This window comes from Desertibacillus haloalkaliphilus, from assembly GCF_019039105.1.
Taxonomy (GTDB): Bacteria; Bacillota; Bacilli; order Bacillales; family KJ1-10-99; genus Desertibacillus; species Desertibacillus haloalkaliphilus.
This window is the reverse complement of sequence record NZ_JAHPIV010000018.1, coordinates 35,365-59,789: the sequence shown is the minus strand read 5'-3', so window position 1 is coordinate 59,789 and position 24,425 is coordinate 35,365. Positions and strand designations below refer to the sequence as shown.

The 24,425-nt window shown below is 39.0% G+C and carries 45 protein-coding genes and 2 pseudogenes; 41 read left to right on the top strand and 6 right to left on the bottom strand.

The genetic code is table 11. The annotated features are described in order from the left end of the window. Positions 1-19: 19 nt before the first annotated feature. Both tatAY and tatC read left to right on the top strand, forming a co-directional pair. Positions 20-199 carry a sec-independent protein translocase protein TatAY gene (gene tatAY, locus KH400_RS18250; protein ID WP_217227130.1) on the top strand — a complete coding sequence of 60 codons (180 nt, stop codon included), beginning with the start codon at positions 20-22 and terminating at the stop codon, positions 197-199. Between the two features lie 17 nt (positions 200-216). Then, positions 217-999 (top strand): twin-arginine translocase subunit TatC, encoded by a 783-nt coding sequence (gene tatC, locus KH400_RS18245; protein ID WP_217227128.1) that lies wholly within the window; start codon positions 217-219, stop codon positions 997-999. 97 nt (positions 1,000-1,096) lie between these two features. On the opposite strand, the gene KH400_RS18240 is transcribed toward tatC, so the two are convergent. Beyond that, the gene (locus tag KH400_RS18240) at positions 1,097-1,297 is read right to left on the bottom strand and encodes a YdiK family protein (RefSeq protein ID WP_217227126.1); all 201 of its coding nucleotides are present in this window, start codon (positions 1,295-1,297) and stop codon (positions 1,097-1,099) included. Next, positions 1,294-2,010, bottom strand: a complete 717-nt coding sequence (locus KH400_RS18235; protein WP_217227124.1) for a CPBP family intramembrane glutamic endopeptidase — start codon at positions 2,008-2,010, stop codon at positions 1,294-1,296. The genes KH400_RS18240 and KH400_RS18235 overlap by 4 nt, the downstream gene beginning before the upstream one ends. A gap of 361 nt (positions 2,011-2,371) precedes the next feature. On the opposite strand from KH400_RS18235, the gene groES reads away from it, so the two are divergent. Then, positions 2,372-2,656, top strand: a complete 285-nt coding sequence (groES, locus tag KH400_RS18230) for a co-chaperone GroES (RefSeq protein ID WP_217227122.1) — start codon at positions 2,372-2,374, stop codon at positions 2,654-2,656. Between the two features lie 51 nt (positions 2,657-2,707). Continuing rightward, positions 2,708-4,354 carry a chaperonin GroEL gene (groL, locus tag KH400_RS18225; protein ID WP_217227120.1) on the top strand — a complete coding sequence of 549 codons (1,647 nt, stop codon included), beginning with the start codon at positions 2,708-2,710 and terminating at the stop codon, positions 4,352-4,354. Positions 4,355-4,441: 87 nt separating this feature from the next. Here groL and KH400_RS18220 read toward each other — a convergent pair whose 3' ends face one another. The 4 genes and pseudogenes from KH400_RS18220 to KH400_RS25365 form a co-directional block, all read right to left on the bottom strand. Then, entirely contained in the window at positions 4,442-5,641 is a 1,200-nt protein-coding gene (locus tag KH400_RS18220; protein ID WP_217227118.1) for a site-specific integrase, read from the bottom strand. 90 nt (positions 5,642-5,731) lie between these two features. Further along, on the bottom strand, positions 5,732-6,178 hold the full coding sequence (locus tag KH400_RS18215; protein WP_217227116.1) for an ImmA/IrrE family metallo-endopeptidase: 447 nt from the start codon (positions 6,176-6,178) through the stop codon (positions 5,732-5,734). After that, positions 6,178-6,387 (bottom strand): annotated as a pseudogene (locus KH400_RS24200) (immunity repressor protein); the annotation flags it as partial. The gene KH400_RS18215 and the pseudogene KH400_RS24200, both read right to left, overlap by 1 nt. Before the next feature lie 351 nt (positions 6,388-6,738). Beyond that, a pseudogene (locus tag KH400_RS25365) lies at positions 6,739-6,924 on the bottom strand (helix-turn-helix domain-containing protein); the annotation flags it as partial. Positions 6,925-7,092: 168 nt separating this feature from the next. Here KH400_RS25365 and KH400_RS18205 point away from each other — a divergent pair. The 37 genes from KH400_RS18205 (at position 7,093) to KH400_RS18025 (ending at position 24,356) form a co-directional block, all read left to right on the top strand. Beyond that, a complete protein-coding gene (locus KH400_RS18205; protein WP_217227112.1) occupies positions 7,093-7,359 on the top strand; it encodes a hypothetical protein in 267 nt (88 codons plus the stop codon). A gap of 17 nt (positions 7,360-7,376) precedes the next feature. Beyond that, positions 7,377-7,688 carry a hypothetical protein gene (locus tag KH400_RS18200; protein ID WP_217227110.1) on the top strand — a complete coding sequence of 104 codons (312 nt, stop codon included), beginning with the start codon at positions 7,377-7,379 and terminating at the stop codon, positions 7,686-7,688. An 85-nt stretch (positions 7,689-7,773) separates the two neighbouring features. Continuing rightward, positions 7,774-8,046, top strand: a complete 273-nt coding sequence (locus KH400_RS18195; protein WP_217227108.1) for a helix-turn-helix domain-containing protein — start codon at positions 7,774-7,776, stop codon at positions 8,044-8,046. 11 nt (positions 8,047-8,057) lie between these two features. Beyond that, a complete protein-coding gene (locus KH400_RS18190) occupies positions 8,058-8,345 on the top strand; it encodes a hypothetical protein (RefSeq protein ID WP_217227105.1) in 288 nt (95 codons plus the stop codon). After that, entirely contained in the window at positions 8,342-8,695 is a 354-nt protein-coding gene (locus KH400_RS18185) for a hypothetical protein (protein ID WP_217227104.1), read from the top strand. The genes KH400_RS18190 and KH400_RS18185 overlap by 4 nt, the downstream gene beginning before the upstream one ends. Positions 8,696-8,885: 190 nt before the next feature. Then, entirely contained in the window at positions 8,886-9,047 is a 162-nt protein-coding gene (locus KH400_RS18180) for an FmdB family zinc ribbon protein (protein ID WP_217227102.1), read from the top strand. Positions 9,048-9,063: 16 nt separating this feature from the next. After that, on the top strand, positions 9,064-9,378 hold the full coding sequence (locus KH400_RS18175) for a hypothetical protein (protein WP_217227099.1): 315 nt from the start codon (positions 9,064-9,066) through the stop codon (positions 9,376-9,378). An 85-nt stretch (positions 9,379-9,463) separates the two neighbouring features. Then, positions 9,464-10,489, top strand: a complete 1,026-nt coding sequence (locus tag KH400_RS18170; protein ID WP_217227097.1) for a RecT family recombinase — start codon at positions 9,464-9,466, stop codon at positions 10,487-10,489. Then, positions 10,479-10,964 (top strand): single-stranded DNA-binding protein, encoded by a 486-nt coding sequence (gene ssb / locus KH400_RS18165; protein ID WP_217227094.1) that lies wholly within the window; start codon positions 10,479-10,481, stop codon positions 10,962-10,964. Before KH400_RS18170 ends, ssb begins: the two co-directional genes overlap by 11 nt. A 199-nt stretch (positions 10,965-11,163) precedes the next feature. Beyond that, positions 11,164-12,132, top strand: coding sequence for a hypothetical protein (locus KH400_RS18160; protein ID WP_217227092.1), 969 nt, complete (start codon positions 11,164-11,166; stop codon positions 12,130-12,132). Beyond that, positions 12,083-12,910 carry an ATP-binding protein gene (locus KH400_RS18155; protein ID WP_217227090.1) on the top strand — a complete coding sequence of 276 codons (828 nt, stop codon included), beginning with the start codon at positions 12,083-12,085 and terminating at the stop codon, positions 12,908-12,910. Before KH400_RS18160 ends, KH400_RS18155 begins: the two co-directional genes overlap by 50 nt. Before the next feature lie 5 nt (positions 12,911-12,915). Continuing rightward, on the top strand, positions 12,916-13,083 hold the full coding sequence (locus tag KH400_RS18150) for a hypothetical protein (protein WP_217227088.1): 168 nt from the start codon (positions 12,916-12,918) through the stop codon (positions 13,081-13,083). A 136-nt stretch (positions 13,084-13,219) separates the two neighbouring features. Then, the gene (locus KH400_RS18145; protein WP_217227087.1) at positions 13,220-13,426 is read left to right on the top strand and encodes a DUF6011 domain-containing protein; all 207 of its coding nucleotides are present in this window, start codon (positions 13,220-13,222) and stop codon (positions 13,424-13,426) included. Between the two features lie 15 nt (positions 13,427-13,441). Continuing rightward, positions 13,442-13,816, top strand: coding sequence for an XkdD/Y8K6 family phage-associated protein (locus KH400_RS18140; protein ID WP_217227085.1), 375 nt, complete (start codon positions 13,442-13,444; stop codon positions 13,814-13,816). Beyond that, positions 13,770-13,955 (top strand): hypothetical protein, encoded by a 186-nt coding sequence (locus KH400_RS18135; RefSeq protein WP_217227082.1) that lies wholly within the window; start codon positions 13,770-13,772, stop codon positions 13,953-13,955. Before KH400_RS18140 ends, KH400_RS18135 begins: the two co-directional genes overlap by 47 nt. Then, positions 13,952-14,461, top strand: a complete 510-nt coding sequence (locus tag KH400_RS18130; protein ID WP_312889262.1) for a dUTP diphosphatase — start codon at positions 13,952-13,954, stop codon at positions 14,459-14,461. Before KH400_RS18135 ends, KH400_RS18130 begins: the two co-directional genes overlap by 4 nt. A gap of 19 nt (positions 14,462-14,480) precedes the next feature. Continuing rightward, positions 14,481-15,125: a hypothetical protein gene (locus KH400_RS18125; RefSeq protein ID WP_217227081.1), complete on the top strand. Its 645-nt coding sequence runs from the start codon at positions 14,481-14,483 to the stop codon at positions 15,123-15,125. Positions 15,126-15,140: 15 nt separating this feature from the next. Then, complete coding sequence (locus KH400_RS18120; RefSeq protein ID WP_246589820.1) at positions 15,141-15,650, top strand: Holliday junction resolvase RecU; 510 nt, start codon at positions 15,141-15,143, stop codon at positions 15,648-15,650. Then, complete coding sequence (locus KH400_RS18115) at positions 15,650-15,787, top strand: hypothetical protein (protein ID WP_217227077.1); 138 nt, start codon at positions 15,650-15,652, stop codon at positions 15,785-15,787. The genes KH400_RS18120 and KH400_RS18115 overlap by 1 nt, the downstream gene beginning before the upstream one ends. Before the next feature lie 15 nt (positions 15,788-15,802). Then, a complete protein-coding gene (locus tag KH400_RS18110) occupies positions 15,803-16,546 on the top strand; it encodes an NUMOD4 domain-containing protein (RefSeq protein WP_217227074.1) in 744 nt (247 codons plus the stop codon). A 229-nt stretch (positions 16,547-16,775) separates the two neighbouring features. Then, positions 16,776-16,997: a hypothetical protein gene (locus KH400_RS18105; protein WP_217227072.1), complete on the top strand. Its 222-nt coding sequence runs from the start codon at positions 16,776-16,778 to the stop codon at positions 16,995-16,997. Positions 16,998-17,020: 23 nt separating this feature from the next. Beyond that, on the top strand, positions 17,021-17,278 hold the full coding sequence (locus KH400_RS18100) for a hypothetical protein (protein ID WP_217227070.1): 258 nt from the start codon (positions 17,021-17,023) through the stop codon (positions 17,276-17,278). A 43-nt stretch (positions 17,279-17,321) separates the two neighbouring features. After that, positions 17,322-17,486: a hypothetical protein gene (locus KH400_RS18095; protein ID WP_217227068.1), complete on the top strand. Its 165-nt coding sequence runs from the start codon at positions 17,322-17,324 to the stop codon at positions 17,484-17,486. Positions 17,487-17,652: 166 nt separating this feature from the next. Further along, positions 17,653-17,808, top strand: coding sequence for a hypothetical protein (locus KH400_RS18090; RefSeq protein WP_217227066.1), 156 nt, complete (start codon positions 17,653-17,655; stop codon positions 17,806-17,808). A gap of 69 nt (positions 17,809-17,877) precedes the next feature. Next, complete coding sequence (locus KH400_RS18085) at positions 17,878-18,078, top strand: hypothetical protein (RefSeq protein ID WP_217227064.1); 201 nt, start codon at positions 17,878-17,880, stop codon at positions 18,076-18,078. Between the two features lie 34 nt (positions 18,079-18,112). Then, a complete protein-coding gene (locus KH400_RS18080) occupies positions 18,113-18,304 on the top strand; it encodes a hypothetical protein (RefSeq protein WP_246589824.1) in 192 nt (63 codons plus the stop codon). A 153-nt stretch (positions 18,305-18,457) separates the two neighbouring features. Next, the gene (locus KH400_RS18075; protein ID WP_217227060.1) at positions 18,458-18,613 is read left to right on the top strand and encodes a hypothetical protein; all 156 of its coding nucleotides are present in this window, start codon (positions 18,458-18,460) and stop codon (positions 18,611-18,613) included. 18 nt (positions 18,614-18,631) lie between these two features. Continuing rightward, positions 18,632-18,793, top strand: a complete 162-nt coding sequence (locus KH400_RS18070; RefSeq protein ID WP_217227058.1) for a hypothetical protein — start codon at positions 18,632-18,634, stop codon at positions 18,791-18,793. A gap of 70 nt (positions 18,794-18,863) precedes the next feature. After that, complete coding sequence (locus KH400_RS18065; protein ID WP_217227057.1) at positions 18,864-19,064, top strand: hypothetical protein; 201 nt, start codon at positions 18,864-18,866, stop codon at positions 19,062-19,064. Positions 19,065-19,162: 98 nt separating this feature from the next. Next, a complete protein-coding gene (locus KH400_RS18060) occupies positions 19,163-19,318 on the top strand; it encodes a hypothetical protein (protein ID WP_217227055.1) in 156 nt (51 codons plus the stop codon). 17 nt (positions 19,319-19,335) lie between these two features. Then, entirely contained in the window at positions 19,336-19,518 is a 183-nt protein-coding gene (locus tag KH400_RS18055; protein WP_217227052.1) for a hypothetical protein, read from the top strand. 22 nt (positions 19,519-19,540) lie between these two features. Next, positions 19,541-20,008: a helix-turn-helix domain-containing protein gene (locus KH400_RS18050; RefSeq protein WP_217227050.1), complete on the top strand. Its 468-nt coding sequence runs from the start codon at positions 19,541-19,543 to the stop codon at positions 20,006-20,008. Positions 20,009-20,120: 112 nt separating this feature from the next. Then, a complete protein-coding gene (locus KH400_RS18045) occupies positions 20,121-20,321 on the top strand; it encodes a YqaE/Pmp3 family membrane protein (protein ID WP_217227048.1) in 201 nt (66 codons plus the stop codon). A 17-nt stretch (positions 20,322-20,338) separates the two neighbouring features. Next, on the top strand, positions 20,339-20,551 hold the full coding sequence (locus KH400_RS18040; protein WP_217227046.1) for a hypothetical protein: 213 nt from the start codon (positions 20,339-20,341) through the stop codon (positions 20,549-20,551). 93 nt (positions 20,552-20,644) lie between these two features. Beyond that, entirely contained in the window at positions 20,645-21,502 is an 858-nt protein-coding gene (locus tag KH400_RS25360; RefSeq protein ID WP_217227044.1) for a terminase small subunit, read from the top strand. Beyond that, on the top strand, positions 21,492-22,913 hold the full coding sequence (locus KH400_RS18030; protein ID WP_246589819.1) for a DEAD/DEAH box helicase family protein: 1,422 nt from the start codon (positions 21,492-21,494) through the stop codon (positions 22,911-22,913). Before KH400_RS25360 ends, KH400_RS18030 begins: the two co-directional genes overlap by 11 nt. Before the next feature lie 3 nt (positions 22,914-22,916). Next, positions 22,917-24,356, top strand: a complete 1,440-nt coding sequence (locus tag KH400_RS18025; protein WP_217227042.1) for an anti-CBASS protein Acb1 family protein — start codon at positions 22,917-22,919, stop codon at positions 24,354-24,356. Positions 24,357-24,425 lie beyond the last annotated feature (69 nt).

Here is a 24,425-nt window from a genome sequence, read left to right as displayed (position 1 = left end):
TTTAATAGGAGGTGAAAACATGCCAAGCCTCGGACCAGGAAGTTTATTGTTAATCGCACTAGTTGCATTACTTATCTTTGGACCAAAGAAGTTACCTGAATTAGGGAAAGCAGCTGGGAACACATTACGTGAATTTAAGAATGCAACAAAGGGATTAGCAGATGATGATGACGATAAAAAGAAAAATGATAAACAATAGTTAGGAATGGTATTCAGATGGAAAACAGAGAAATGTCGCTTTATGATCATATAGGAGAGCTAAGAAAACGGATTATGATCGTGATCGCATTTTTTATGATTGCGATGATCGTTGGATTCTTTCTTGCCAAGCCTATGATCACGTATTTGCAAAGTGCACCAACAGCTCAAGATCTTCCAATGAATGCCTTTCGCTTGACAGATCCGTTAAAAGTCTATGTGACATTTGCATTTTTTAGTGCCATTTTACTCGCTTTTCCTGTTATTTTGTATCAGATTTGGGCGTTTATCAGTCCGGGTCTTCATGAAAAAGAACAAAAAATAACATTGTCTTATATCCCAATCGCGTTCCTTCTATTTTTAACAGGAATCTCGTTTAGTTATTTTATTCTTTTTCCATTTATCGTTGATTTTATGGCGAGATTAGCAGAGCAACTCGGCATTACGGAACAGTATGGGATTAATGAGTACTTTTCTTTTCTTTTCCAAATCACCATTCCGTTTGGATTCTTGTTTCAATTACCCGTCGTTATGATGTTTTTAACGAGGTTGGGCCTGATCACGCCTGATTTATTAAGTAGAATTCGAAAGTTTGCTTATTTCATTTTATTAGTGATTGCAGGTTTTATTACACCACCTGAGGTTGTATCGCACTTAATGGTCACTGTTCCGTTATTATTCTTATATGAATTCAGCATTTGGGTTTCACGTTTAACATATCGGAAAGTGCTAAAAGCGGAGCGGGAGTATCAGAAGGAAATGGAAGAACAAGCAGAGCAAGAGAAACAAAATCATCAATAATAGCATTAGAAAAAAGCCGTGCTAAGCGCGGCTTTTTCTTTTTGGTTTATAAGTGAAGGTAGGAAGTTGGTGTCAACTCGCTTCCTTTCTTCAATGATTATTCTTTGCGCTCACTTTCCATTTGTTTTTTTAAACGGAAGAAGCGAATGCCGATAACGATATCAATGGTCGCGACCCCGATGAAAAGGAACGTCCAGAAGTTCCAACCAGCCGTACTAACATTCTGGATCGCTAAATACATAAACATGATCCCGATTAAAAAGTAAATCACACCCATAAATGTAGGGGAAGTCCTCATACAAAAAATCCTCCGATAAATGACTGAATTTGTTCTAATTGATCTTGTAGCTCTGCGAGTCGTTCACCAAAAACGACTTGGACGAGTACCACAAATGAGTTGATAGCAACATGTGCAATGATTGGTACGATAATTCGTTTTGTTTTGACATAGAGATAAGCAAAAACAAAGCCCATTGCAGTATAGACTAACAAATGTGTGAAATCCATATGCACAACTGCAAATAAAATTGAGCTTCCTAAGACAGCAATCCAAAAGTTAAAACGTTTGTAGAGGGCTCCGAAAATAACCATCCGGAATACAATCTCTTCTAATATCGGACCGATCACGGCGATAACGATGATAAACATCGGCGTGACTTTTGCAAATTCGACAATAACCTCCGTGTTTTCAGAACCTGGTTCGATTCCAAATAAGATCATCTCGATGACTGCAGCGGCATATTGGGCTGCAAAGGCCATAAAGATCCCCAGAATCGACCAAAGGATCGCTTGACTGCGTGATGAGCGATTTCGGTCTAGATGGCGATTTGTAATCTCAGGTCGAAGTAAGAAGACAACGATAATAAGACCAATGGTAAAACTTATTAGGCTCCAAACTCCTGGTATTTGTTCTCTAGGAACGTCAAGTAATAGTAGAAGTGGGGCACCAACGATTGCTGATAGTTGAACGAGGATATACGTAAGCAGTATGAACCAATATCTTCTAGGCAAAATCAAATCCCCTTTATCGACGTATTCGAATTTATTCTATGATTCAATTTAGTATTTTATCATAGATTTAGGACAAAGGGAGAGGAATTGCGTGTCATTTGTCTAAACTATCATAGGTGATGTATAGTTGCATTCATTATGGTTTAAATGGATAGTTACTTGGTTATCTTATTGAAGTGAAAAAAATCAAAGAAAATTTTTCAAAACGCTTGAAAAACGAGAATGAAATGATTATTATAATAATTGTGTTAGCACTCGAACAACTTGAGTGCTAATAAGCAAAACTAAAGGAGCACTTTTCCGTGTCTTGGTATGTGAGGGACCGGCATTGTGCAAACAATTTTGAAGGAGGGTGTTTTCCTTGTTAAAGCCATTAGGTGATCGTATTGTAATTGAACAAGTAGAAACAGAAGAAAAAACAGCTAGTGGGATCGTTCTTCCTGATTCTGCAAAAGAAAAACCTCAAGAAGGTAAAGTTGTTGCAGTTGGTACTGGACGTGTAACTGATAATGGTGAGCGTGTTGCCCTAGAACTAAGCGAAGGCGATGCTGTGATCTTCTCAAAATATGCGGGAACAGAAGTAAAATATGATGGGAAAGAATATTTAATCCTTCGTGAAAGTGACGTTTTAGCAATTATCGGCTAATCTGACGTTGGGTTTTGAACCTACATATAAATTTCCTAGGAGGTAGAGAAAATGGCAAAAGACATTAAATTTAGCGAAGACGCTCGTCGTTCAATGCTTCGCGGTGTGGATGCATTAGCGGATGCTGTAAAAGTAACTTTAGGACCAAAAGGGCGTAACGTTGTTTTAGATAAAAAATTTGGATCTCCATTAATTACTAATGATGGTGTAACGATTGCTAAGGAAATTGAACTAGAAGATGCATTTGAAAACATGGGTGCACAGTTAGTTTCTGAAGTTGCAAGCAAAACAAACGATATTGCTGGGGACGGTACAACAACAGCAACTGTTCTTGCACAAGCAATGATCCGTGAAGGACTTAAAAACGTTACATCTGGTGCGAATCCAATGGGTATCCGCAGAGGGATTGAAAAAGCTACAAGTGTAGCGGTTGAAGAGCTTGCTGGTATTTCTAAGCCAATCGAAGGCAAAGATTCAATCACTCAAGTAGCTTCAATTTCAGCTGCCGATAATGAAGTTGGACAAATCATTGCTGAGGCAATGGAGCGTGTTGGTAACGATGGTGTTATCACAATTGAAGAATCAAAAGGATTTGCTACTGAGTTAGAAGTAGTAGAAGGTATGCAATTTGACCGTGGCTATGCTTCTCCGTACATGGTAACAGATTCTGATAAAATGGAAGCAGTTCTTGAAGATCCATATATCTTAATTACAGATAAGAAGATCTCTAACATTCAAGAAGTACTTCCTGTACTTGAGCAAGTTGTTCAGCAAAACAAACCAATCTTAATCATTGCTGAAGATGTTGAAGGTGAAGCGCTTGCAACATTAGTTGTCAACAAACTACGTGGTACATTCAATGCAGTAGCTGTTAAGGCTCCTGGATTCGGTGACCGTCGTAAAGCAATGCTAGAAGATATTGCAATCCTAACTGGTGGTGAAGTGATCACTGAAGATTTAGGTCTTGACCTAAAATCAGCTGACATTACTCAATTAGGACGTGCAGGTAAAGTTGTTGTAACAAAAGAAGATACAACAGTTGTAGAAGGTGCTGGCGAGTCTGATCAAATCGCTGCTCGTGTAAACCAAATCAAGGCTCAATTAGAAGAAACAACTTCTGAGTTTGATAAAGAAAAATTACAAGAGCGCCTAGCAAAACTAGCTGGTGGTGTAGCAGTTGTTAAAGTTGGTGCTGCAACTGAAACAGAATTAAAAGAGCGTAAACTACGTATTGAGGATGCACTTAACTCAACACGTGCAGCAGTTGAAGAAGGTATCGTTTCTGGTGGTGGTACAGCACTAGTTAACGTTATTAACGCTGTAAAAGCAATTGAAGCAGAAGGCGATGAGGCTACAGGTGTAAACATCGTTCTACGTGCCCTTGAAGAGCCAGTTCGTCAAATCGCTCATAATGCAGGTCTTGAAGGATCAGTTATTGTTGAACGTCTAAAAGGCGAAGACATCGGTGTTGGATACAATGCTGCAACTGGCGACTGGGTAAACATGGTTGATGCAGGTATCGTTGACCCAACAAAAGTTACTCGTTCTGCTCTTCAACATGCGGCTAGTGTATCAGCGATGTTCTTAACAACTGAAGCTGTTATCGCTGATAAGCCTGAAGAAGAAGGTGCTGCTGGTGGCGGAATGCCTGACATGGGCGGCATGGGCGGCATGGGTGGAATGGGCGGCATGATGTAAAACAGCCCCAAGAACCCTTATAAGTAAAGGGTTTGAGGCCATACCATCCTAAAATTGGTGCCGTTTTGGTGCCGATATGTTAAAAAACTAATTTTCGAGGCTTCTCATTAGTTCGCCGAACTTTTGGGAAGCTTCTTTTTTTCGTTCTTTTGTAATGTGTAAATAAACTTGAGTTGTTGTTTCATCATCGGAGTGTCCAAGTCGATCCATGATCTGTAATAGTTCTACTCCTGCTTCGGCAAGTAACGATGTATGAGTATGACGAAGAGAGTGGGGGGTTAAATGCTTTTTAATATCTGGGAGTTTCTTCATTAGTTGAATCATTCGGTTCTCGACTGTTTTCACAAAATGAGGATAACCATAATACGGTCCTGATAGTCGCCCGAATACAAAATCACCATCATAGTATTCCTTCCCCACGGAGAGCTTTACTTCATTCTGAATAGATCGATGTCGTTTCAAGACTTTGATGACATCTTCTTCAACGTCAATTTTTCTGATAGAACCTTCTGTTTTAGGTGGCAACAGTTTAAACTTTTTTGTATTGTTATTCGGATTATAGTAAGTTTTCGTTATGTTAATTGTGTGTTCATCGAAATCAACATCTTTCCACTTAAGTGCGACCAATTCACCAACCCTTAATCCAGTCCAGGCAAGAGTGAAGAATATGGCGTGATTATCCTTTGGACCATTTGGTTCTTTGGCTGCATCTAAAAACATTTTCAATTCTTGCTTTTCCAAGTAGTTATCCTCTACTTTTTTATTTTCAATGTCATCAACAGTGACTTTATCTTTTGGGATAAAAGCAAACTGGGAAGGGTCATTAGCTATGATGTCTTGTTCCATTGCACGTTTGAAAATCATTCGTCCTGTTCCGTGTATCCCGGAGATTGTATTATACGACAAGCCTTCACCCTTTAATTTTATCAGCATATTCTGGTACATCTTTTTCGTTATGTCCTGCAACTTATAATAGCCTAGATGCTCGTTTAAATGGCCTAATTCATGTTTTCGAACCCGTATTGTACTCTCTTTAACTTGGGTGGTGCTATAAACCGTTAACCACTCTTCGGCCATTTCTGTAAAAGTTATTTTAGATTTTACATCAAGCTTTCTTAATCCGAGCTGGTATTCTAATTCACGAGCAGCGACTTTCGCTTCCTTTTGCTTTTTAAAACCACGTCGTTTAATGCGAGAGCGTTTGCCTGTTTGCGGATCGATGCCATTTTCAATAATGAACATCCATCTTTCTCCGTTCTTTGTCTCATACTTTTCAAACCTGGCCATATTATCACTCCTTATTAGAATGTATGTTCGAATTTTCGTAAGAAGAAAAGCCCTAGATGGGCAAAATCGCTAAAGCATTATGAAGAGTCGTTAAGTATTAGTCGTTATTGATTTCAAGTGACAAACTTCTTTTGGGATTCCATAACTAGAGGCTAGTTCATATATAGTAGTACTTGTATTATTGAGATCGTAAATAGCCTCATCTGGTAGCAATAATTCAACAGCAAATGTATTAGCTTCAACTTCTAACTTATTAATAGAATATAGAGTATTCCCTCTTAAAAACGGGGTGTTAACCCTAGGGTGGAGTTGTGAGTGGCCAAATTCATGGGCGCACACAAACTTTTGATGACTTTCATCAAGGTTATTGTTAATGAAAATGTATTTATTCCTTTTGTCATATTTATAAAATCCTTGAATATCTTCATGGAGGTTCCATGGTATAACTTGAATACGCTTTAAAGAAGCCAGCTCAAAGGGATCAATCGAGTTATACTGACAGGTAAGATTCTTTACAGCCTCTTTGATCCAAAACATTAATCTTTATCTTTCCTATACTTCTTCGGAATGTATTTTTTGTTAATCCTTTGAGTCTGACGAAATGCGTATTCCATCGCTTCTAAAAAAGATTCTTTTGCCTCTTCGCTCATTGGCTCCCCGTTAAACATTAGACCATCTTCACTGGTTAAATCATTCCTTAACTTATCCATTCGTTTCGCAACATCTTTTTCGTCTTTATCAGTTAGTTCAGTCTCTTGGTTGTAAGAGTAACGTTTGCTACCTTTCAAATCATGCGTTAATTCTTCAATTTTTTTAAACTGCGGATAAGTTACGATAAAGTCGGTCGGTTTGATCTGTGCATCAGGAATTTCTAAGTGTCTCATCATTAAATCCCTTATTTTCCTTAAATTTAGGTTTTCTATGATGCAAAAACTTTGTTCGTTAAAGTTTATTTCCGTTTTACCTGGAATATAGTAATCCCAATGATTCATTGCAGAAGCATATACAAAATCATCGTCAGGTTTAGCTTCATTATCAATCAAGAGTATTTTAGCTCTAGTTTCAATATATCCAGCAGCTTCCATTAGTTCATCATATGAAATATCTTTAAGGTGCTTTGATATTTTTTTTAAAGTTGGGGGCTTAGCCTCTTGGGATCCACTTTCAATGCGAGATAAAGTTGCAGGAGAGATACCTGCTGCTAAAGCTAGTTGTCGTTGGCTTTTAAAGCCACTTTTCTCACGAATTTTAGTTAAGTAAATACCAAACTCCTTTTTATCCACTGTATATCACCTATTCAATAAGAATTAAAATAATTTTATCATTTATATTGCGTAGACGTAATATAAAACGTGTTGCTTGTACGCACAATTTTTTTCATAAAAGTATTGCGTGTACGAACAATTTGTTGTATATTAATGTTGCGGGGGCGAAACGAAAAGGAGGACAATATGAAATCTACTGTAAGACTTAATGTAACTGCTTTAGAAGAAGAAAAAGAAAAGCGAAAAATTAATTCTGACACTGAGTTAGCTGCTTTAATCGGCGTATCAGTTACACAAGTTTGGCGAGCGAAACTTCCGGTAAATGATCCTAGGCATAATTCTCCTGGACCATCATTTATCGCTGGCGTACTTAACGCTTTCAATTCGCCTTTTGAAAAATTCTTTTTTTTAGACAAAGTTATGCGTGGACGCAACAACAGAACTTCAGCATAAAAAGGAGGCGACGAAATATGCCACAAATGACAATGGATGAACTTGAATCAAAACTTATGGAAGAAAGATTAAACGCAATGTTTCAAAAAGCATATGAGCAAGGTGTTCGGGATGCTATAGAAAAATACAGTTTCCCAGTCCTGCTCACGAAACAGCATCTTTGCGAAATATTCCAAGTTGAAATGCCTACTGTTAGCAAGCTTGTAGCTCACCCGAATTTCCCGAAATTTGAAATGATCCGTGCAAGGTACCCAAGAGATGCGGTCCTCGACTGGATTAATGAAAACACTAACTGGGTGAAAGACAACACGAATTACTTTGCTTCATAACTAAATTTTAAAATTCCTCCTGATGAACCACTATTCCAAGTTGAAATATAGTGCAAATTGGAATGAATAAGGGGGTGAGGAGAAAGTGGAGATTGGTGCCGTTTTAAAGAAAATGAGGATGAGGGCAGGATACAACCAAGAGCAACTAGCACACGAATTAAATATGACGCAAAGCACAATTAGTAAATTAGAAAGAAACAGAAAAGTAGCAGATTTTCAAACAGTAATGCGGTGGGCTGACACTACTTGTGCAAAAGACATAATTATTGCATTCATGCTGAATACAGATGTCGCAACAGTTGCTCATGGTCTATTGCAGATACTGGGTGGTTTAAGTTTATGGACTTTGTATTTTTAGGAGGAGAAAAGATGGAAGGTTTTTATGTTCTCGATAAAGACAAGCCCCTAGTTGCAAGGCTACATAACTTCATAGTCGAACAACGAGCACTTGCTGTTCATCATACAGTGAAAAAAGATTATAGGGCTGCTGAATTATGTGAGAAGGAAGCTAAAAAAGCGATTGATGAAATCAAAGATCTCGAAGCAGATCGAGTTCATCACGAACGAAATGTAAGGAATCTCAAGAGAATGGCTGAACTTGTTGGAAAGTCTGGATCACCAGTAACACTCATTATCGAAGGGAGAAAAGTGACATGAAAGCAGTAATTAAATTTAATAGAGCTCAACAGGAAATGGTAATCAGTGCAATGAGAACCTTCCGCTTAACACTGAAAGGAGCAAATAGAAAGATGTTCGATCTCGTTTATGGAAAGCTCCTTACTCTAGAAAAAGGAAAGAAAATTAAATTAGATGCTATGGAGTTGTTTTATATATCTCAAGCGTTACGAAGAAAAAGTAAATTGCACTGGGCGATCGGGAAGCTATACGAATACAAGCACTATGCTCAATTAGCAGACGAAGTCGAAGAAGTGCGAGTAGCATTTCAAAATACTTATTTAACTAAAATAAAAAAAGCACAAACTGCGGCTACAGTTCATGCTTCATAGGTAAAACATACACCTGATGTCTTGTACTTAAATCATAACATTAATTGTATAAAAACGGCAAGCTGTTTACAGCTCTGCCGATGAGATCACGACCAAACACACACTTTATTGTTCCCCGCTCTCTCTCTATTATCGGTCGTGGTCTCATCGGTGCAGCTGACATTATCACTGCATCAGGTGGTGAAAACAAATGAGTGAATTTCTAGTTCACGTATATGAATGCGATGAGTGCCCGCTGGTTTTCTCAGTCGAGCAAACATTGGAAGATCAATCATTTATAAAATGTCCCGAATGTGGGTCTTCAGATGGCTTACGTGATTTAGGGGAAGGTAAAGTTGAAATGAACGCATAGGAGGAGGTGTTTGATAATGAATAAAAAGCAAGCTCGTATTAACATTTTCCTCGCTGAAAAGACATACTGTGACAGCTGTGATGATAGAAGCCTTAATAATTGCCTGCATCACTGTGTTGTAGGAAGGCGGATGCAAATGTATGGAGCGTACCTTCAGCTCGAAAAGGAAAAGAGATGGTCAAAAGGTGAGCTTTTCTATATGGAAAACCATCTTGATGTACTAGGGATAGAAAAAGGAGCACCTCAAGTTGCTAACCGACTTGGATGCTCAGAAGTAGACGTTGAGTTTCAATACACGGAACGAAAAAAGACCAATCACATGGCCGTGTGAGAGGTCTCGGTCAGATCCGTATTAAATCAGCTACTTATATTATATGTGATCTGATCGCCAATTACAAACCGAAAGGATGATCAGGATGTCCGAACAAGAACATCAGAACAATGCAAGGAATGAACTTGTCGGTGCAGAGAAACATGAATTGCAGAATAAGCCGAATGGGGCATTACTTCAATTCTCGCCCGAAAAAGTGCAAGTTCTAAAAAACACAGTTGCCAAGGGAGCCACCGACGATGAATTAGAGATGTTTTTACATCTTGCCTCACGTTATCAACTGGATCCATTCGCAAAAGAAATATGGTTTTTAAAACGTCCTAAAAAGGTCAAAGACAGTCGAGGGAATTGGGACTACAAACGATTGCCGAGCGGTGAAATTGATTATGAGGGTGTAGAGCCCATTATCATGACGAGCCGTGATGGTTATGTCAAAGTAGCTCAAACTGACCCCGATTTCGAAGAGTTAAACAGCTTTGAAATTCGCTCAAAGGACAAGTTTAGTTTTAATCCTATGACAAAAGAGATCCAACACGAATTAGGAGCAGAACGAGGGCATATCACGGGTGCTTGGGCCATATGCAAGCGCAAGGGAAGAGAACCGGCTATGATCGTGGTTGATTTCCAAGAGTATAAGAATGCAGCTGGTAAAAATCCAGTATGGGATAACTACCCTTCAGCAATGATTCGCAAGGTAGCCGAAGTGATTGTGCTCAAACGTCAATTCAATATCTCAGGTTTAGTTACACAAGAAGAGATGCCGGCGCAATACACGCTGGAATACGACGATCCCAATCTCAAACGCATAGAACCGAATCCTGATAAAAAACAAACAGCAATTGACCCGAAACAAGAATGGAAAGAATTATCTCACGCCATTAAGGAAAAACGCGAGATTCTTGGTCTAAACGGAGAGCAAATGAAGGTTGTCAGTACAGATGAATTAGGACTATCAGCAAACCCAGCGTCATGGTCCATCGCTGATTTAAAAAAAGTCATAGGTTATTTAGATCAAAAAATCAACGCGCTCGAACATAGCAAATCTAGTAATGAGCAAGATATGCAAAATGATTTCAATAGTGTACTAGAGGAGGAACAACATGATAAATAGAGTTATCTTGGTTGGTCGTCTGACTCGCGATCCTGAGCTGAAATACACGCCAAATGGAGTCGCAGTCGCTAACTTTACACTGGCGGTCAACCGCCCCTTCTCCAATCAGCAAGGGGAAAGGGAAGCGGATTTCATTAACGTCGTTGTATGGAGAAAGCAAGCCGAGAACGCGACAGAGTATCTCAAGAAAGGGAGTTTAGCTGGTGTAGATGGCAGATTCCAGAGCAGAAGTTATGAAAATAATAATGGACAGAAAGTATTCGTTGTTGAATTGGTAGCAGAAAGTGTTCAGTTCCTGGAACCCAAAAGCTCGAACGGATCGGGCGGAAATCAAAACAATAACCAAGGTTCAAGAAACGGAATTTTTTCGCAGAATGATTTAAGTCATGATCCATTCACTAACAATGGACAACCTATCGACATTAAAGACGATGACCTACCTTTTAATTTGGCAGATGATCGCCAGTGCGCGTGATGCGAAATGACACCCTACTAAATGTAAGGATACCGCACCATTATGTATGGATGACAGAAGGTTGTAAAAATCGCTCTGGTGCTTTTGCGGCGTACGTTCATTCATACATAAAGAAAAACCATCCAGAACTAGAGTTGATTAAAATCAAGCGAATGACGGCTATTTGCAGACGAAGATCTACCTGAAGGAGTGTCGGGGTATGGAAAATGATAATGGTATAAGGGCATCGGGGTTTGTCATCCAGCCCCGCCTTCACTTTAAACAAGCAATTGACAAGATGTTATATCAATATTTCATTGATGCAGCGAATTACAAGCCGTCTGACCAATGCAACAGAGGGCAATTAATCACATCAATGAAAGTGTTATCTGAAAACACTGGATGGTCGTACGGAGTAATCAGAGGAATTGTTAAGAGATTATGCTCGCAAGGTTATATCGAACAAGAAACATTAAGTCAAAAACGCGGCATTCGTATAACGATTGTTGATTACGATAACATTCAAAGCCTAGAAAATTACAAAAAAATTAACAAACAGGATAACAATCAGACTAACAAAGAGATTAACAAACAGGATAACAAACAGGATGATTGCGAGAAGCCAGTAGAGACAAGGGGTGAGAGCGTGTCCGATCATGGTGCTAACAAAGAGACTAACAAAGAGATTAACAAACAGGATAACAAACAGATTAACAATACTATAACATCATTTAGAAACATCATTATAAACAGCAATATAAACATCAAAGAACATTTAAAAGACTTACCCAGCAAAGTGGTCAATATCGACTGTGATGAAGAAGTCCAAGCTTTTGTTGACTTTGCAGAGCAAGTCAACCCTACAGGACTAAATCCAAAGATTGTTGTTAACTACTTCAATACTATTCGGATGACTAGGACAACATGCAAAATATCTGCAAATATTTTAGCTAACTTACTAGATAAGTTTTCTAAGTACGAAGTAGATCAGCTGCATTATGCATTGCTTGTTCATGCGTTAGAGCACGATGATAAACGTGAGTCGTACACACTAGGGATTCTAAGAAACACAGATGTTCATGAGGCTAGGCGAAAACTAATCAAAATAAAAAATAAGCACGCTGGGGAGGCGATGGTAAGTGAAAGCAGTGGCCGATCTGATAGGGGCGAATACCAATACGGATTTTGATCAGTTGATTCAAAGTCAGCGAAAAGTTGATGAATTTGTTTGCTCTGGGTGCAATGAGTTAGTCGAGGTCATAGAAGCTCCAATCCTGTTTGGACCCGATAAAGGCGAGTGGATGACCGGTCAAAGAGGTTGTAAGTGCGATGATATAAAAATCGGCAAAGAAACAAAAAAGAATCTTTTATCCGGTAAGGCGGGAGTTTTATTTCGAGACAACAGCTTGATCAATCCAGCACTCGAAAATGCATCCTTCGAGAATTTTGAAACGAATACACAGGATCTCTACAAGGCTAAACAGCAATCAGAAGATTATGTCCGATCATTTGATCCTAAAGCACCTAAAAACTTAATTTTTCAAGGTGTATTCGGTACAGGAAAAAGCCATTTGTCGATGTCAATTTGCAGATCGTTAAAAGAGCAAGGGTATGCAGCAGTTTTCATTTCTACACCCAAGTTGTTAACAAAAATCCGATCGACATACAACAAAAACAGCAAATATTCAGAGGAGCAAATTATAACGGCGATAGCGGAAGCTGATTTAGTGGTGTTTGATGATATCGGTGCCGAGGGAGATATTGAAGGCTGGGGAATGCAAAAGCTATTTGAATTGATTGATCAACGCTCCGGCAAGAACAACGTGTATACGACGAACTTAAGCTCAAATGAATTTGAAACGACCAAATCACTTCGTCGTATTTTCTCCAGGATGATGGATAACGCAAATCCAATCATTTTGAACGGTATGGATTATCGAAGAAGGCATTTCAAAAAGGAGTCGTGATTATTATGAGTCAATTTGCCGGAGGTTCGATTATTGTCATCCCTTCCCGTCAACGAACTGAGAAAGAAATCGCTGAGCGTAGAGCGGCAAATGAAAAGCTTCTACAAGAAATGAACAGAAAGCTAGAGGCTATGAGGGAAGAGCAAGGGAATGAGGTGAGCGGATGGAGTTAAGAAGACAGACTCTCTTGAGGGAACTTGAACTAATGGGGGTTTATGAAACCCCTAGCGGAACCCTTTTAAGAACATTGGAATTGCAAGAGTTAGAGCTTGAATATTCCAGGGCTAAGGATAGAGAAGGTGTTGCCTGATGGTCGATCATTACTGCAAACGCTGTGGAAGGAAGCTACATGACAAGGTCAGCATCAGTCGCGGTTATGGGTCCACATGCTTCGAGAAAATCCAATCACATCCTGATTTAATTTATTTACTCGAGTTTGGATCACCGGAAGAGAGTGAGTATGAAAAATACCATTCTCTTCTCCAAAAACAAATTGAAAAACGATTAGCGAATTAGTTGAAAGGATGGACCATGGTACTCAAAAAATCTTGGAAAGTAATCGAACCAACCAATGGAAGTACAGATCTTCACATCTACGAGGAGTATACAGAAAAGGAGAAGCAAAAGTATCCATACAGTCAAGGTATCTGGCTAGCAAGTGTGCGTAACTATCACAAAGATAAACAACAAGAAAATGCGAGGTTGATAGCTGCTGCACCTGATATGTATAAAGTGTTAAAAGATGTTGAACGAGTATTGGGAGATGTATTTGAAACATCCAACGATGATCACCAACCACAATTAGTACCTATACTCATGAAAGTGCAACGTGCAATTTCAAAGGCGGAGGGGATGGACGATGAGGAAAGTAGATCCGCTCGACCCGATGTACATGAAAGGGTATAACGACGGAAAACTTGCTGCAGTGAAAGGATTCGCTAGGAGATTCAAAAAGTTGCAGCAGACAAAAGGAATCGGCGATAAAACAATCCAGAAGATGGTCGAAGTTATGGAATTACCGATCGAAGGTGAGGGAGATAAGTGAATTTAGAAAGACTGTTCCAAATGCAAAGGCATCTGGATGAACATATCGAGCAAGAACATCCGTTGGCTCCAGGTGAAGATCGTTTTGCAGAAAAGGTATTAGCTTTACAGGTTGAAATGGCCGAGTTAGCAAACGAAACGCGCTGTTTTAAGTATTGGAGTAACAAACCATCAAGCGATCAAGAAACGATCCTTGAGGAATATGTAGACGGGGTCCATTTCCTGTTAAGCATCGGCAATGACATCGGCGTAACAGAGCTTATCATCCAAAAAGATTGCGTTATGGATACGATGGCCAAAACATTTTCTAAGTTGATGGCAAACGCTGAAATTATGGTCACGTCTAAAGAAATGATGCCTCAATTCATACAAAGTGATTGGAAAGCGTTGTTTTCAATGTATATCGGTCTTGGTGAAGTGTATTTAGGGTTTACTTGGGAACAGATCGAACGAGCTTACATAGAGAAGAATCAAGTAAACCACGAGCGTCAAGAAAACGGATATTAATCAAAGGGGGATTTAACGAATGATTGATTTGAAACTTTTTGATGGCAAAAAAGAAGCGAACTTACGAATGAGTAGTTTAGAGGTTGAAGAGAAAGGAGCGCTGATCAAAGGGATATTTAATTTTTTCGAAGTCTCGACTGAACCGCCGGAAACAAAACCGACTCATGAAATCCCTGCAGCTGATGTTCTTGAAAACACAAAAGCGCCTGAAAAGAAGGAGCCAAAACCAATACAGAAGCCAGCACCTGTCACCAAGGTAAAAGAGGATAAAGAGCCACCAACAACCCCAAGACCTAAACAACTTCCTCTGCTTGGTGCTGAAAGACGAATGAGCGTACCGCTATCAGACCTTGCAGAATCTATTAATCAATCAGACCAACCCCAAGAGCAATCATCAGAGAAACCAGATTTCTACATCACCGGATATAAGATCGATGAAGATGGAACCAAACGCTATAAATGTCGTTACTTTTGCGATTGCAGATCACAAGCCAATCATTACATCCCTCTAGGAACAGAAACAGTAAACTGTTACGAATGCGATGCTGAATTAGTCGTTGAACTTGCCACTGGCGAGAAAGACAGATACGGAATCCCTAGCCGAGATGATTTCGGTAATTACTATGTCGCTAAGTGGACAGCTGAGCAATTGGAAAATCAATAAGGGCTGGTGATCAACATGGCGATTAACTATGCAAATCGAGGGAAACATTTAGAAGTCCTTGTGGACCATTCTAATGTCCAGTACAAGCGGAAAGGGTGGGCACGAATAGATAAAGTGCCTACCCCAGTGAAAGTAAGAAGACAAAACAAATTAGGGCGTATTACGGACGGTTGGTTTGAAAAGAAATCGACCGTCGATTATGCCGGTATATCTCATGGACGGTCCATTGTCTTTGATGCCAAAAGCACAAAGATTGATAAACGGTTTGATTTAAAGAATTTAGAGGAGCATCAATATCAGTATCTAAAAGATTGTCACCATCAAGGTGCAATATCATTTGTACTCGTTGAATTTTCGAGGAAAAAGGAAATTTATATACTGCCGTTTGAGAAATTGGAGATATGGTGGATCAGTGCCCAGGGTGGAGGGAGAAAGAGTATCCCTTATGAATTCTTCCTAACTGAATGTGACCTTGTAAGCCAAGGCAGAGGGGTACCGTTAGATTATTTGAAGGTTGTGATGTAATGGGCAGGAAACGTAAACGACAGCCTAAATGGCATCTGTTATTTCGTCGTGAAGGATATGAAAATGTATACCGTTATGAGCCATTGCAGAATCATGAACTGAAAAGTCGTAAACGAAAAGGTTGGAAGATCATCTGAAGGGAGGATGCACGAATGATTCACCTTTATGATCCAAGGACAAACATTATAACTGAAACATCCTATGACTATTTGGAAGAGTTGACTGGCCTAAAGAGAGGAACATTGGTGAGCTATCGAAGTATTGGCAATAAAATACGTAACATCAATTGCTACATACTTAGCAGTGACACTACAGTACAACAGCGTAAAGCTTGGTATGAGAAAGAAGTGTATGAGGGTGAATATTGGAAAGTGATCAAAGGTTCAGACGAAAAGTTTCTCATATCAAATTATGGTCGATTTAAGAGAGTTTATAAAAGTAAGACAGGTTTTTTGTTGCCTTTCCTACACAGAAAAAGAGGTAATTTATTGATAAAGGTTAGATACAACGGCATTTACAAATCTCATAAAATTACAACATTGGTAGGCAGGCACTTCATCGGAGAACCAAAACCGGGTGAAGTGCTGCGTCACAAAAACGGAATCAAAACGGATGATTTTGTCGGGAACCTTGAATATATACCAAACTCTACTCTAGGGAAGCTCACTGGCGGGATATCCACGAGTAAACCAGTGGTCCAACTTGATAAAGACACGAAAGAATTAATAGCAGAGTTTAGATCCGCAAGAGAGGCAGGTCGCAATTGCTTCTTATCTTATCAAGCTGTTTTAGACAATTGTAATCATAAAAGAAGCAGCAGCGGTGGTTGGGTTTTTATGTTTGCAGAAGAGTATGAGAAGAGTTTATTGAGTGATGGACCAATGATAGCAACTTAATAAGGTGGTGTTAACTATGGGAAAAGATAAAACACCTCAAGAAAAGCAACATGATCAAATTGAATGGCAAAAGCAAGTAATTCGCGAAGAATACTTAGAAGAAAGTAAATGACCAGGAGTTGTTAAGAAAGTGAGTTATTTATCGTTAATTGTTTTAGTGTTTATTGCTGCGTTATTTTTACGTGTAACTGGTACGGATGAGTAGTCAAATCAAAAAGGAGATGGGAATATGGCACTTAAAATGGCGATTATTTTCAAAAACGGTTTAGAGAAAACACATTTTTTAGCTACAGATGAAAATGCAACAGAAAGCGAAAAAGAGCAAGGGATTGATGAATTGCTAAAATTGTTTTCGGAATTCTCTTCTATTAGATTATCTACAACAGAAGGTGTTCGTTTCCATGTGAAGACGGAAGAGGTTGCTCATGTCGAAGTGAAAGTTACTGAGTAGGCCAATAAAAGGAGAAGTGAAAAATGGAATTTTACGCTATCGCTTATAAATACCAAGAGGATGTATTCGTTGATTTTTCAAAACGAGAGGATGTTATGGATTTAGAGAGTACTTGTCTCTTGCCGACCAAGGCTATGGCAGAGCAGTATATTGAAGATGAACTAAGTGATGATTATGTCACTGTAAGCATCGAAATTGAAACTATTAATCGTAGCGGTGTTTGGTCATGGAGCAGAGGCCTTGTAGGTCTATGGGATGACCATGAAGAGATCGATGTTTAATGAACATTTCGTATCCGCCCCATTATTCTAAGGAGTGAAGTGAATGGAGTGGTCTATTGAGAAGCAAATGATTTGTGAAAAATGGGTATGGTACGAGCTAAAAGGCTACACTTACGCTCAAATAATCACTGCTCTTGAGAACGATGAAGAAGTCGACAATGAATTATTAGAAAAGGTTTTTAGGGAATCCATTAATATTAGGGGTTAATGTACAGTTCGATCAGGAGGTAATTAAAGTGAGAGAATGTATATCTTGTGGAGAAGAGATAGTTGATGATGAATATTTATGTGGGGAATCGTTAGGGGAATATTGGTGCTCTAATTGTGCAAAAGAGGAAATATCTTGATGCACATTCCGAACGGTGGTGATTGCAATGAAATTACCTGAAAAGAATTTTGTTTGTGGATGGGATGTAAGAACATGGTCTATTGGTTTTGTTGTCCATAAAATTAAAGAGTTAGGCACAGTTATTGAAATTAATATATTGCCTTTAAAATTTTACTGGAGAATAAAACAACCAAAACAATAACATATGTTACACATTCCGTCCATTGTCCCCATTAATTGACCAATTATGTGACATAAAGGAGGGTGAGAAATGAGTGATAGATTTTGTGGAGTTTGTAATAAATATGTACCCATTGATGAAGAACAATTAGGGTTACAAGAGCAAGATGGCACATGGACTTCTTATCATATCGGCTGTGAGTACGGAACAAAAGGTATAGAGCCTTGTGAGGATTGTGGTAAGCACAGACTGTTTTGTACTGAATGTGGCGAACCACCCTTTGATGAATAGTACGATCATATCGCGAAGGAGGGGTCCAGTGAATATGCTTGAGCACCACATTAAAGAAGTGAAGAAAGTTGAACCGTATGAAGAAGAGTGGACCAAAGATTTTGACAGCGAGTTTGTGAGAGTGGTAGTTATCACTAACTGTCATGGTTGTATTGAAGAGCGGGAAAGCATTGAGCGTACAGAAGACTGGGAAAAGATTAAAGAACGCGGTTACTTCATGTGGTAATTGAATTAGGAGTAAATGAGTTTTTTGCAGAAAATAAAAAAGGAAGATCAGTGCCGGTGGGGCGTCCCATTGATCCGGAGTCTGCTGAAATTCCCTAAAAGTTATTATAGTAGATTATCAGTAAAGTGTAAATAACTATTGGAGGTTAAAATAATGGATCCACAAAACATTACGATGCGACAACTTATTTCTGCCACGGCGATGTTAAGCAATAAAAGTGAAAAAGAAATTTTAGACATGAAAGTCTCAGACTTTATGAAAATGATGAATCTAGCTAGACGAAAACAAAATATTAAACGAGTGAAATAAAGAGGGGGAATATTGATTATGGGAATTTTCAAATTCAATGCTGCTATGAAGAAAGTAAATAAGGTAAGTGAAGCGATAGGAGATGCTAAGGCTATTAAAGACGGTGAGGGGGTACAGCGTATCGGTGGCCGGTACGCTCAAAAGAAAATCGGAAAAAGCTTTAAGAGATTCTTTAAATAAAAAGACCGCCCTTTCAGACGGTTTGAAATGGATAGAAACACATTAATTATAGCACAATTCGGGGTGGTTTATGATGATTATAGAGACGAAAGAAATCCCAGTAAATGAAGAGAAGATTGCAGAAATTGATGCTCGGGATAATGGCAAAGTTTATATTGTCCAAGGTGAGAAGGTAATCATGCTCCCGTTACCAGCATTCGGAACTCTAGAAATACCGTGTCAAAATTATAAAGTCGGGAATTTATCACATAAGATTACAACAAAAATTTAATAAGCCTAGTCGGAAAAACCGAGGGTGCTAGCAGTATACATATTGTTTACGCAATGTGTAACTGTTAGCACCCTTTTTTATAAAGGGAGGTAATAATAATGATCAACGTATATAAAATCATCCTTCTAATCATTTTGGCCGTTTCCTTTATTGGCTCTGTAGGGGAGAAAGAGGATAAAGGATTACGTAATAATATGGCCGCTCTATGTATTGCTAGTATGGTTTCATTCATAGTGAGTGTGATTTATCTATGAGAAGCCTTCGAGGTGAAATGAAAAAGTGGAAAAATGCTCATCAAAAGAACAACCATTTTGCCAAGAATAACAAAAAGGTCCATAAACAGAAAAAACCAAAGTATCAGATGGAAAATGATGAGTCGTTCCGTGAAATGGAAGAAATGATGGGAATCTATAACAGGGGATTGAGACGTGGTAAAGGCGGAGCATTGAAATAAAAATTGTGTTGGGGTGATTAGTATGGATAAAAAATCTATAGAGGCTATTTTAAAAGATTATCACTGGATGATGAATAGTATAAAATTGCTACGTTCTTCAATGATCGATGCCGGAGATAAATTGACTGCTCAATACGGCGATGAGGCTGGTATGCCTAAAGCAAAAGGAGGGAGTCAAAGCGATCCTGTGTTCCAAGAAGTGAAACGTCGAGAAAAGCGATTGAATGTTGTTCGAAAATATGAAGATAAGGTAAAAGTGGTTCAACAACGAATTCATTTAATTGTTGAAGAGAGAGAAATGGAAATATTACATTGGTTACTGGAAGGGAAAAGCTTAAGGTGGATCGCTCTTCATATGGGATTATCCCTTTCACATGTGAAGCGTTTAAAGGATTCTATTGTTGAGCAATTAGCAAATGGTACAAATGGAACGAATGGCACAAACGGAACGAACGGAACGTATTTGCCAAAAGAAAAATCTGTTGTGTAAAATTGTAATAAGAAAAAGCGGATATCGCACGGGCTATATATTCCATTTTGGCATAATAAAAAGGAACTCCTTGCTTAAACATAGAAATAGAATATGGAAAGGAGAGGTAATCATGCTATATGTCTTGTGTATTTTGTTTCCTCCACTCGCTTTGCTGTTAATCGGGCGTCCGGTGAAAGCATTATTAAATTTGGTATTATGTCTATTCATATGGATTCCTGGTATTATTCATGCGTGGTTTAACGTGAACGATCATTACAGCAAAAAGAGAATGGAAGAGCAAGCGAAATTAAACGCTAAATATGAAGCCTGAAAGTGAGAGTGGACCATATGAGTGCCGAGAAAAAGGTTGTTAGGATTGATGGCGATAATGTCATAGTTGCAATCTCAAAGACTGATGGAATTAATTATACAGCTCATGCTAGTTTTGAAGGAACAGAGACTTTTTCCGTTTCTACTCATAAAGATAAAGAAACAGCTATGAATCTCAGCGTTCAAAAGTTAGTAGATGGCCACAGTAGGGAAATTGAAGATTTGATTTAGAAATGTTTAATTTGATGATTAAAGAAGGCTACTCAATTCATTGAGTGGTCTTTTTTAGTTATTGAACAAAGGGGTTGAGGGACGTGATGTAACATGGATTGGGGGAAAATAAGAAAAGAATATGAAGAATCCAATATTACCTTAAAGGATCTTGCTGAGAAGCATAATGTTAAACTAGGGACATTAAAGAGTAGAAAAAGTCGTGAAAAGTGGACCAGAGGTGCAACTAAAAAGGATGCAACCAAAAAGAAAAAAGTTGCAACCAACAAAAAAGAGGATGCAACTATTGAAAAAACAATAAATAATTCGCATGAAGTCGTTGTTGAATCTGGTGAATTAACTGATAAACAAAGGCTTTTTTGTATTTATTATGTTAAATCGTTTAATGCTACTCAATCAGCAATAAAAGCTGGATACGCCCCTGAAAGTGCTCATGTAAGGGGGAGTGAGTTAGTAAGAAATAGTAAGGTTGCCGAGGAAATCAGACGAATAAAAGGTAAGATGACCCAAGACCTCTTTATTGATGCAATGGATGTGCTGCATAAGTACGTTAAGATCGCCTTTGCTGACATTACTGATTATGTAACGTTTGGCAAAAGGAAAGAGCCTGTTATCGGTATAGGTGGTCCAGTACTAGATGATGAAGGTGAGCAAGTGATGAAAGAGGTAAACTACGTTGATTTTAATGAATCGGCGATGGTTGACGGCACAATCATCACAGAAGCAAAGCAAGGCAAAGACGGTGTGTCTATTAAGCTTGCTGACAAAATGAAAGCTCTGGATAAGCTTGCTGAGTATTTCGATCTGTTTCCTGATAACTTCAAGAGAAAGATTGAGGAAGAGAAGTTACAGATCACTAAAGAACGTCTAGAGATTGAAAAGAATGGTGTTAAGGGTGGAGATGAAGAATTAATCGATGACTGGATAAGTGCGGTGACTGATGATGAGTAATCGATTAAAAGTATTCAAAAAGAAAGTGCCCTTATACCGCGAAGATCCGGTTATATTTTGCCGTGAGGTATTACAATTTGAACCGGATAATTGGCAAGAGAAGGTGTTACGTGATTTAGCACATTACCCTTATGTTACTGTTCGTTCAGGCCAGGGTGTAGGTAAAACTGGTTTAGAAGCGGCGGCTACACTTTGGTTTTTATCCTGTTTTTCTTATCCAAAGGTAATATGTACAGCACCAACCATGCAGCAGTTATTTGATGTTCTTTGGGCAGAGATTAGTAAATGGCAGTCTAGATCACCACTGTTAAAAGCAGTGCTTAAATGGACCAAAACAAAGATATACATGAAGAACTATGAAGAGCGTTGGTTCGCAACTGCAAGGACAGCCACTAAACCGGAAAACATGCAGGGTTTTCACGAGGACAATATGTTGTTCATAGTTGATGAGGCTTCCGGTGTTGCCGATCCGATCATGGAAGCAATATTAGGTACGTTGTCCGGCGGAAATAATAAATTACTCATGTGTGGAAACCCTACTCGTACCAGTGGTACTTTCTATGATTCTCATAACCGAGATCGAGAGGATTATAGGACTCATAAAGTATCTAGTCGAGATAGTTCTCGTACAAGTAAAAAGAACATCGAAATGTTGGAGCGGAAATACGGCAAAGACAGCGATGTTATAAGGGTTCGTGTTGATGGCGACTTTCCAAAAGCTGAGGCAGATGCCTTTATACCATTAGAGATTGTTGAATCAGCAATTGATTCAAACGTGAAAGTTGATACACGTATTAGAACAGGAGATATAGGAGTGGACGTTGCGAGGTTTGGAGACGATGAGACAACTATCTCAAAGAGAATTGGAGATGTTTTGTTTGAATTAGAAGCCTATCCTAAAACTGAGACAACGGAAACAACTGGTCTTGTGATAAGTGCCGCAAAGAAGATGATGAAGGATCATACCCACTTGAAGGAGATCATGATAAAAGTGGATGACAGTGGAGTTGGTGGCGGTGTGACTGACCAACTAAATGAGATTATCAAAGAGCAAAAATTGCCTTACAAAGTATTCCCTGTAATTAATAATGGGAAGGCTGACGACGATGAACATTACAATGACGTTGCTACGGAGTCCTGGGCAACGGTAAAAGATGTCTTGCAGGATAACTTTTCTAACTTTATGAAAGGTGAAGAGAAGACGGTTCTTTTGCCAAATGACGATAAATTGATTAGTCAACTTACCACAAGGAAATATAGAATGACCAGCAGAGGAAAACTTGCAATTGAATCTAAAGAAGACATGAAAAAGCGTGGGCTAAATTCACCAGACAGAGCCGACGCTATTGTTTTGGCGTTTTATAGGCCAGTTGATAAACGACCGAAAGCAGGTGTATGGGGAAGGAGGTAAGAAATGCAAGCTCGCAGGCAAATTCGAACAAATAAGAGAGATCAATCAGATCTTATGCATCGTTACCAATTATCAGATAGATTAGGGACACAATTTAATGGTAAGCGTGACATGTATGAAGTTCTTGGTTATAAACGAAGGTTAAGGTTCCAGGACTACTGGAATAAATATGACCGTCAAGATATAGCTGGAAGGATTGTGGATGCTCCTGCACAAGGAACGTGGCGTAACAGACCATCTATTCATGAAGATGACAACAAAGATGAAGATACTCCTTTTGAATCGGCTTGGAAGACTCTCGAAAAGAAGCGTAGTGTTATTCATTATCTCGAGCGTGCTGATCGTTTAGCTGGTATAGGACATTACTCAGTACTCCTTATTGGGGTCAGAGGGTCTACGGATTTATCGGAGCCACTGGACCCGAACTCATTAACTGGTCCAGAGGACATCATTTATTTATCAGCATTTAGTGAAAAGAATGCCTCCATTCAACAGTGGGAAACGGATCCAACGAATGAACGGTTTGGCCTTCCGAAAATATACCGTATAGATTTTAGTGGTGATGACTTTCATGATCAGGAAGGTGGCACTAAATTTTATTCGGTTTCCAAAAATGTACACCACAGCCGTGTTATTCATATTGCTGATGGTTTACTTGAGGATGAAGTGTTTGGGCGACCTCGATTAAAGCGAGTCATGAACCTTCTTAATGACTTGGAGAAAGTTGTTGGTGGATCAGCGGAAATGTTTTGGCAAGGGGCGTATATGGGTCTAAATGCTAATTTAAATCCAGACGTTCAAATGACACCTGATGAAGCGGATCGAGTAGAAGAAGAAATGACAGAGTGGTTTCATGGATTGCGCCGGTTTATCAGGACGCAAGGGATGGAAGTAAAGCAATTAGGAGGTCAGGTTGCTGAGCCAAAAGAATCGTTTGAGACTATTATTTCTCTAATATCAGGTGCAACCAATATACCAAAACGTATTTTGCTAGGGTCTGAAAGAGGCGAACTTGCATCTAACCAGGATGAAGGGAACTGGAACTCATATTTGAGTGACAGGCAAACCACGTTTGCTGAACCAAATGTATTACGTCCTTTTATTGACCGAATGATTTGGTTAGGTGTTCTTCCAGCTCCGCAACAGCGATATGAAGTTGAATGGCCAGACTTATTTGCTTTAAACGATAAGGATAAATCAGATATCAGTGATAAACGAGCAAGTGCTTTACAGAAAGCGGCGCCTCACAATGATGTAACTATGTTGATGACTCCGAAACAGATTGTTGAATATGTGTTCAATGATCAAGTGGATTATTTGGATGAAACAGAGGAACGTGCAAAGGATTTAGACATCGATGGAGGTTCTGATGATGTTGACGATGGATTTAGACAAATGGTAAGGGGTGATCGTGGTGGACAAGCTTCTCAAGGAACAGAATAAGTTGCTTAAAAGTATTGATGCTAGATTAAAGCAGATCGAGAACAACCAGTATAAGCAATTAAGGGCTAA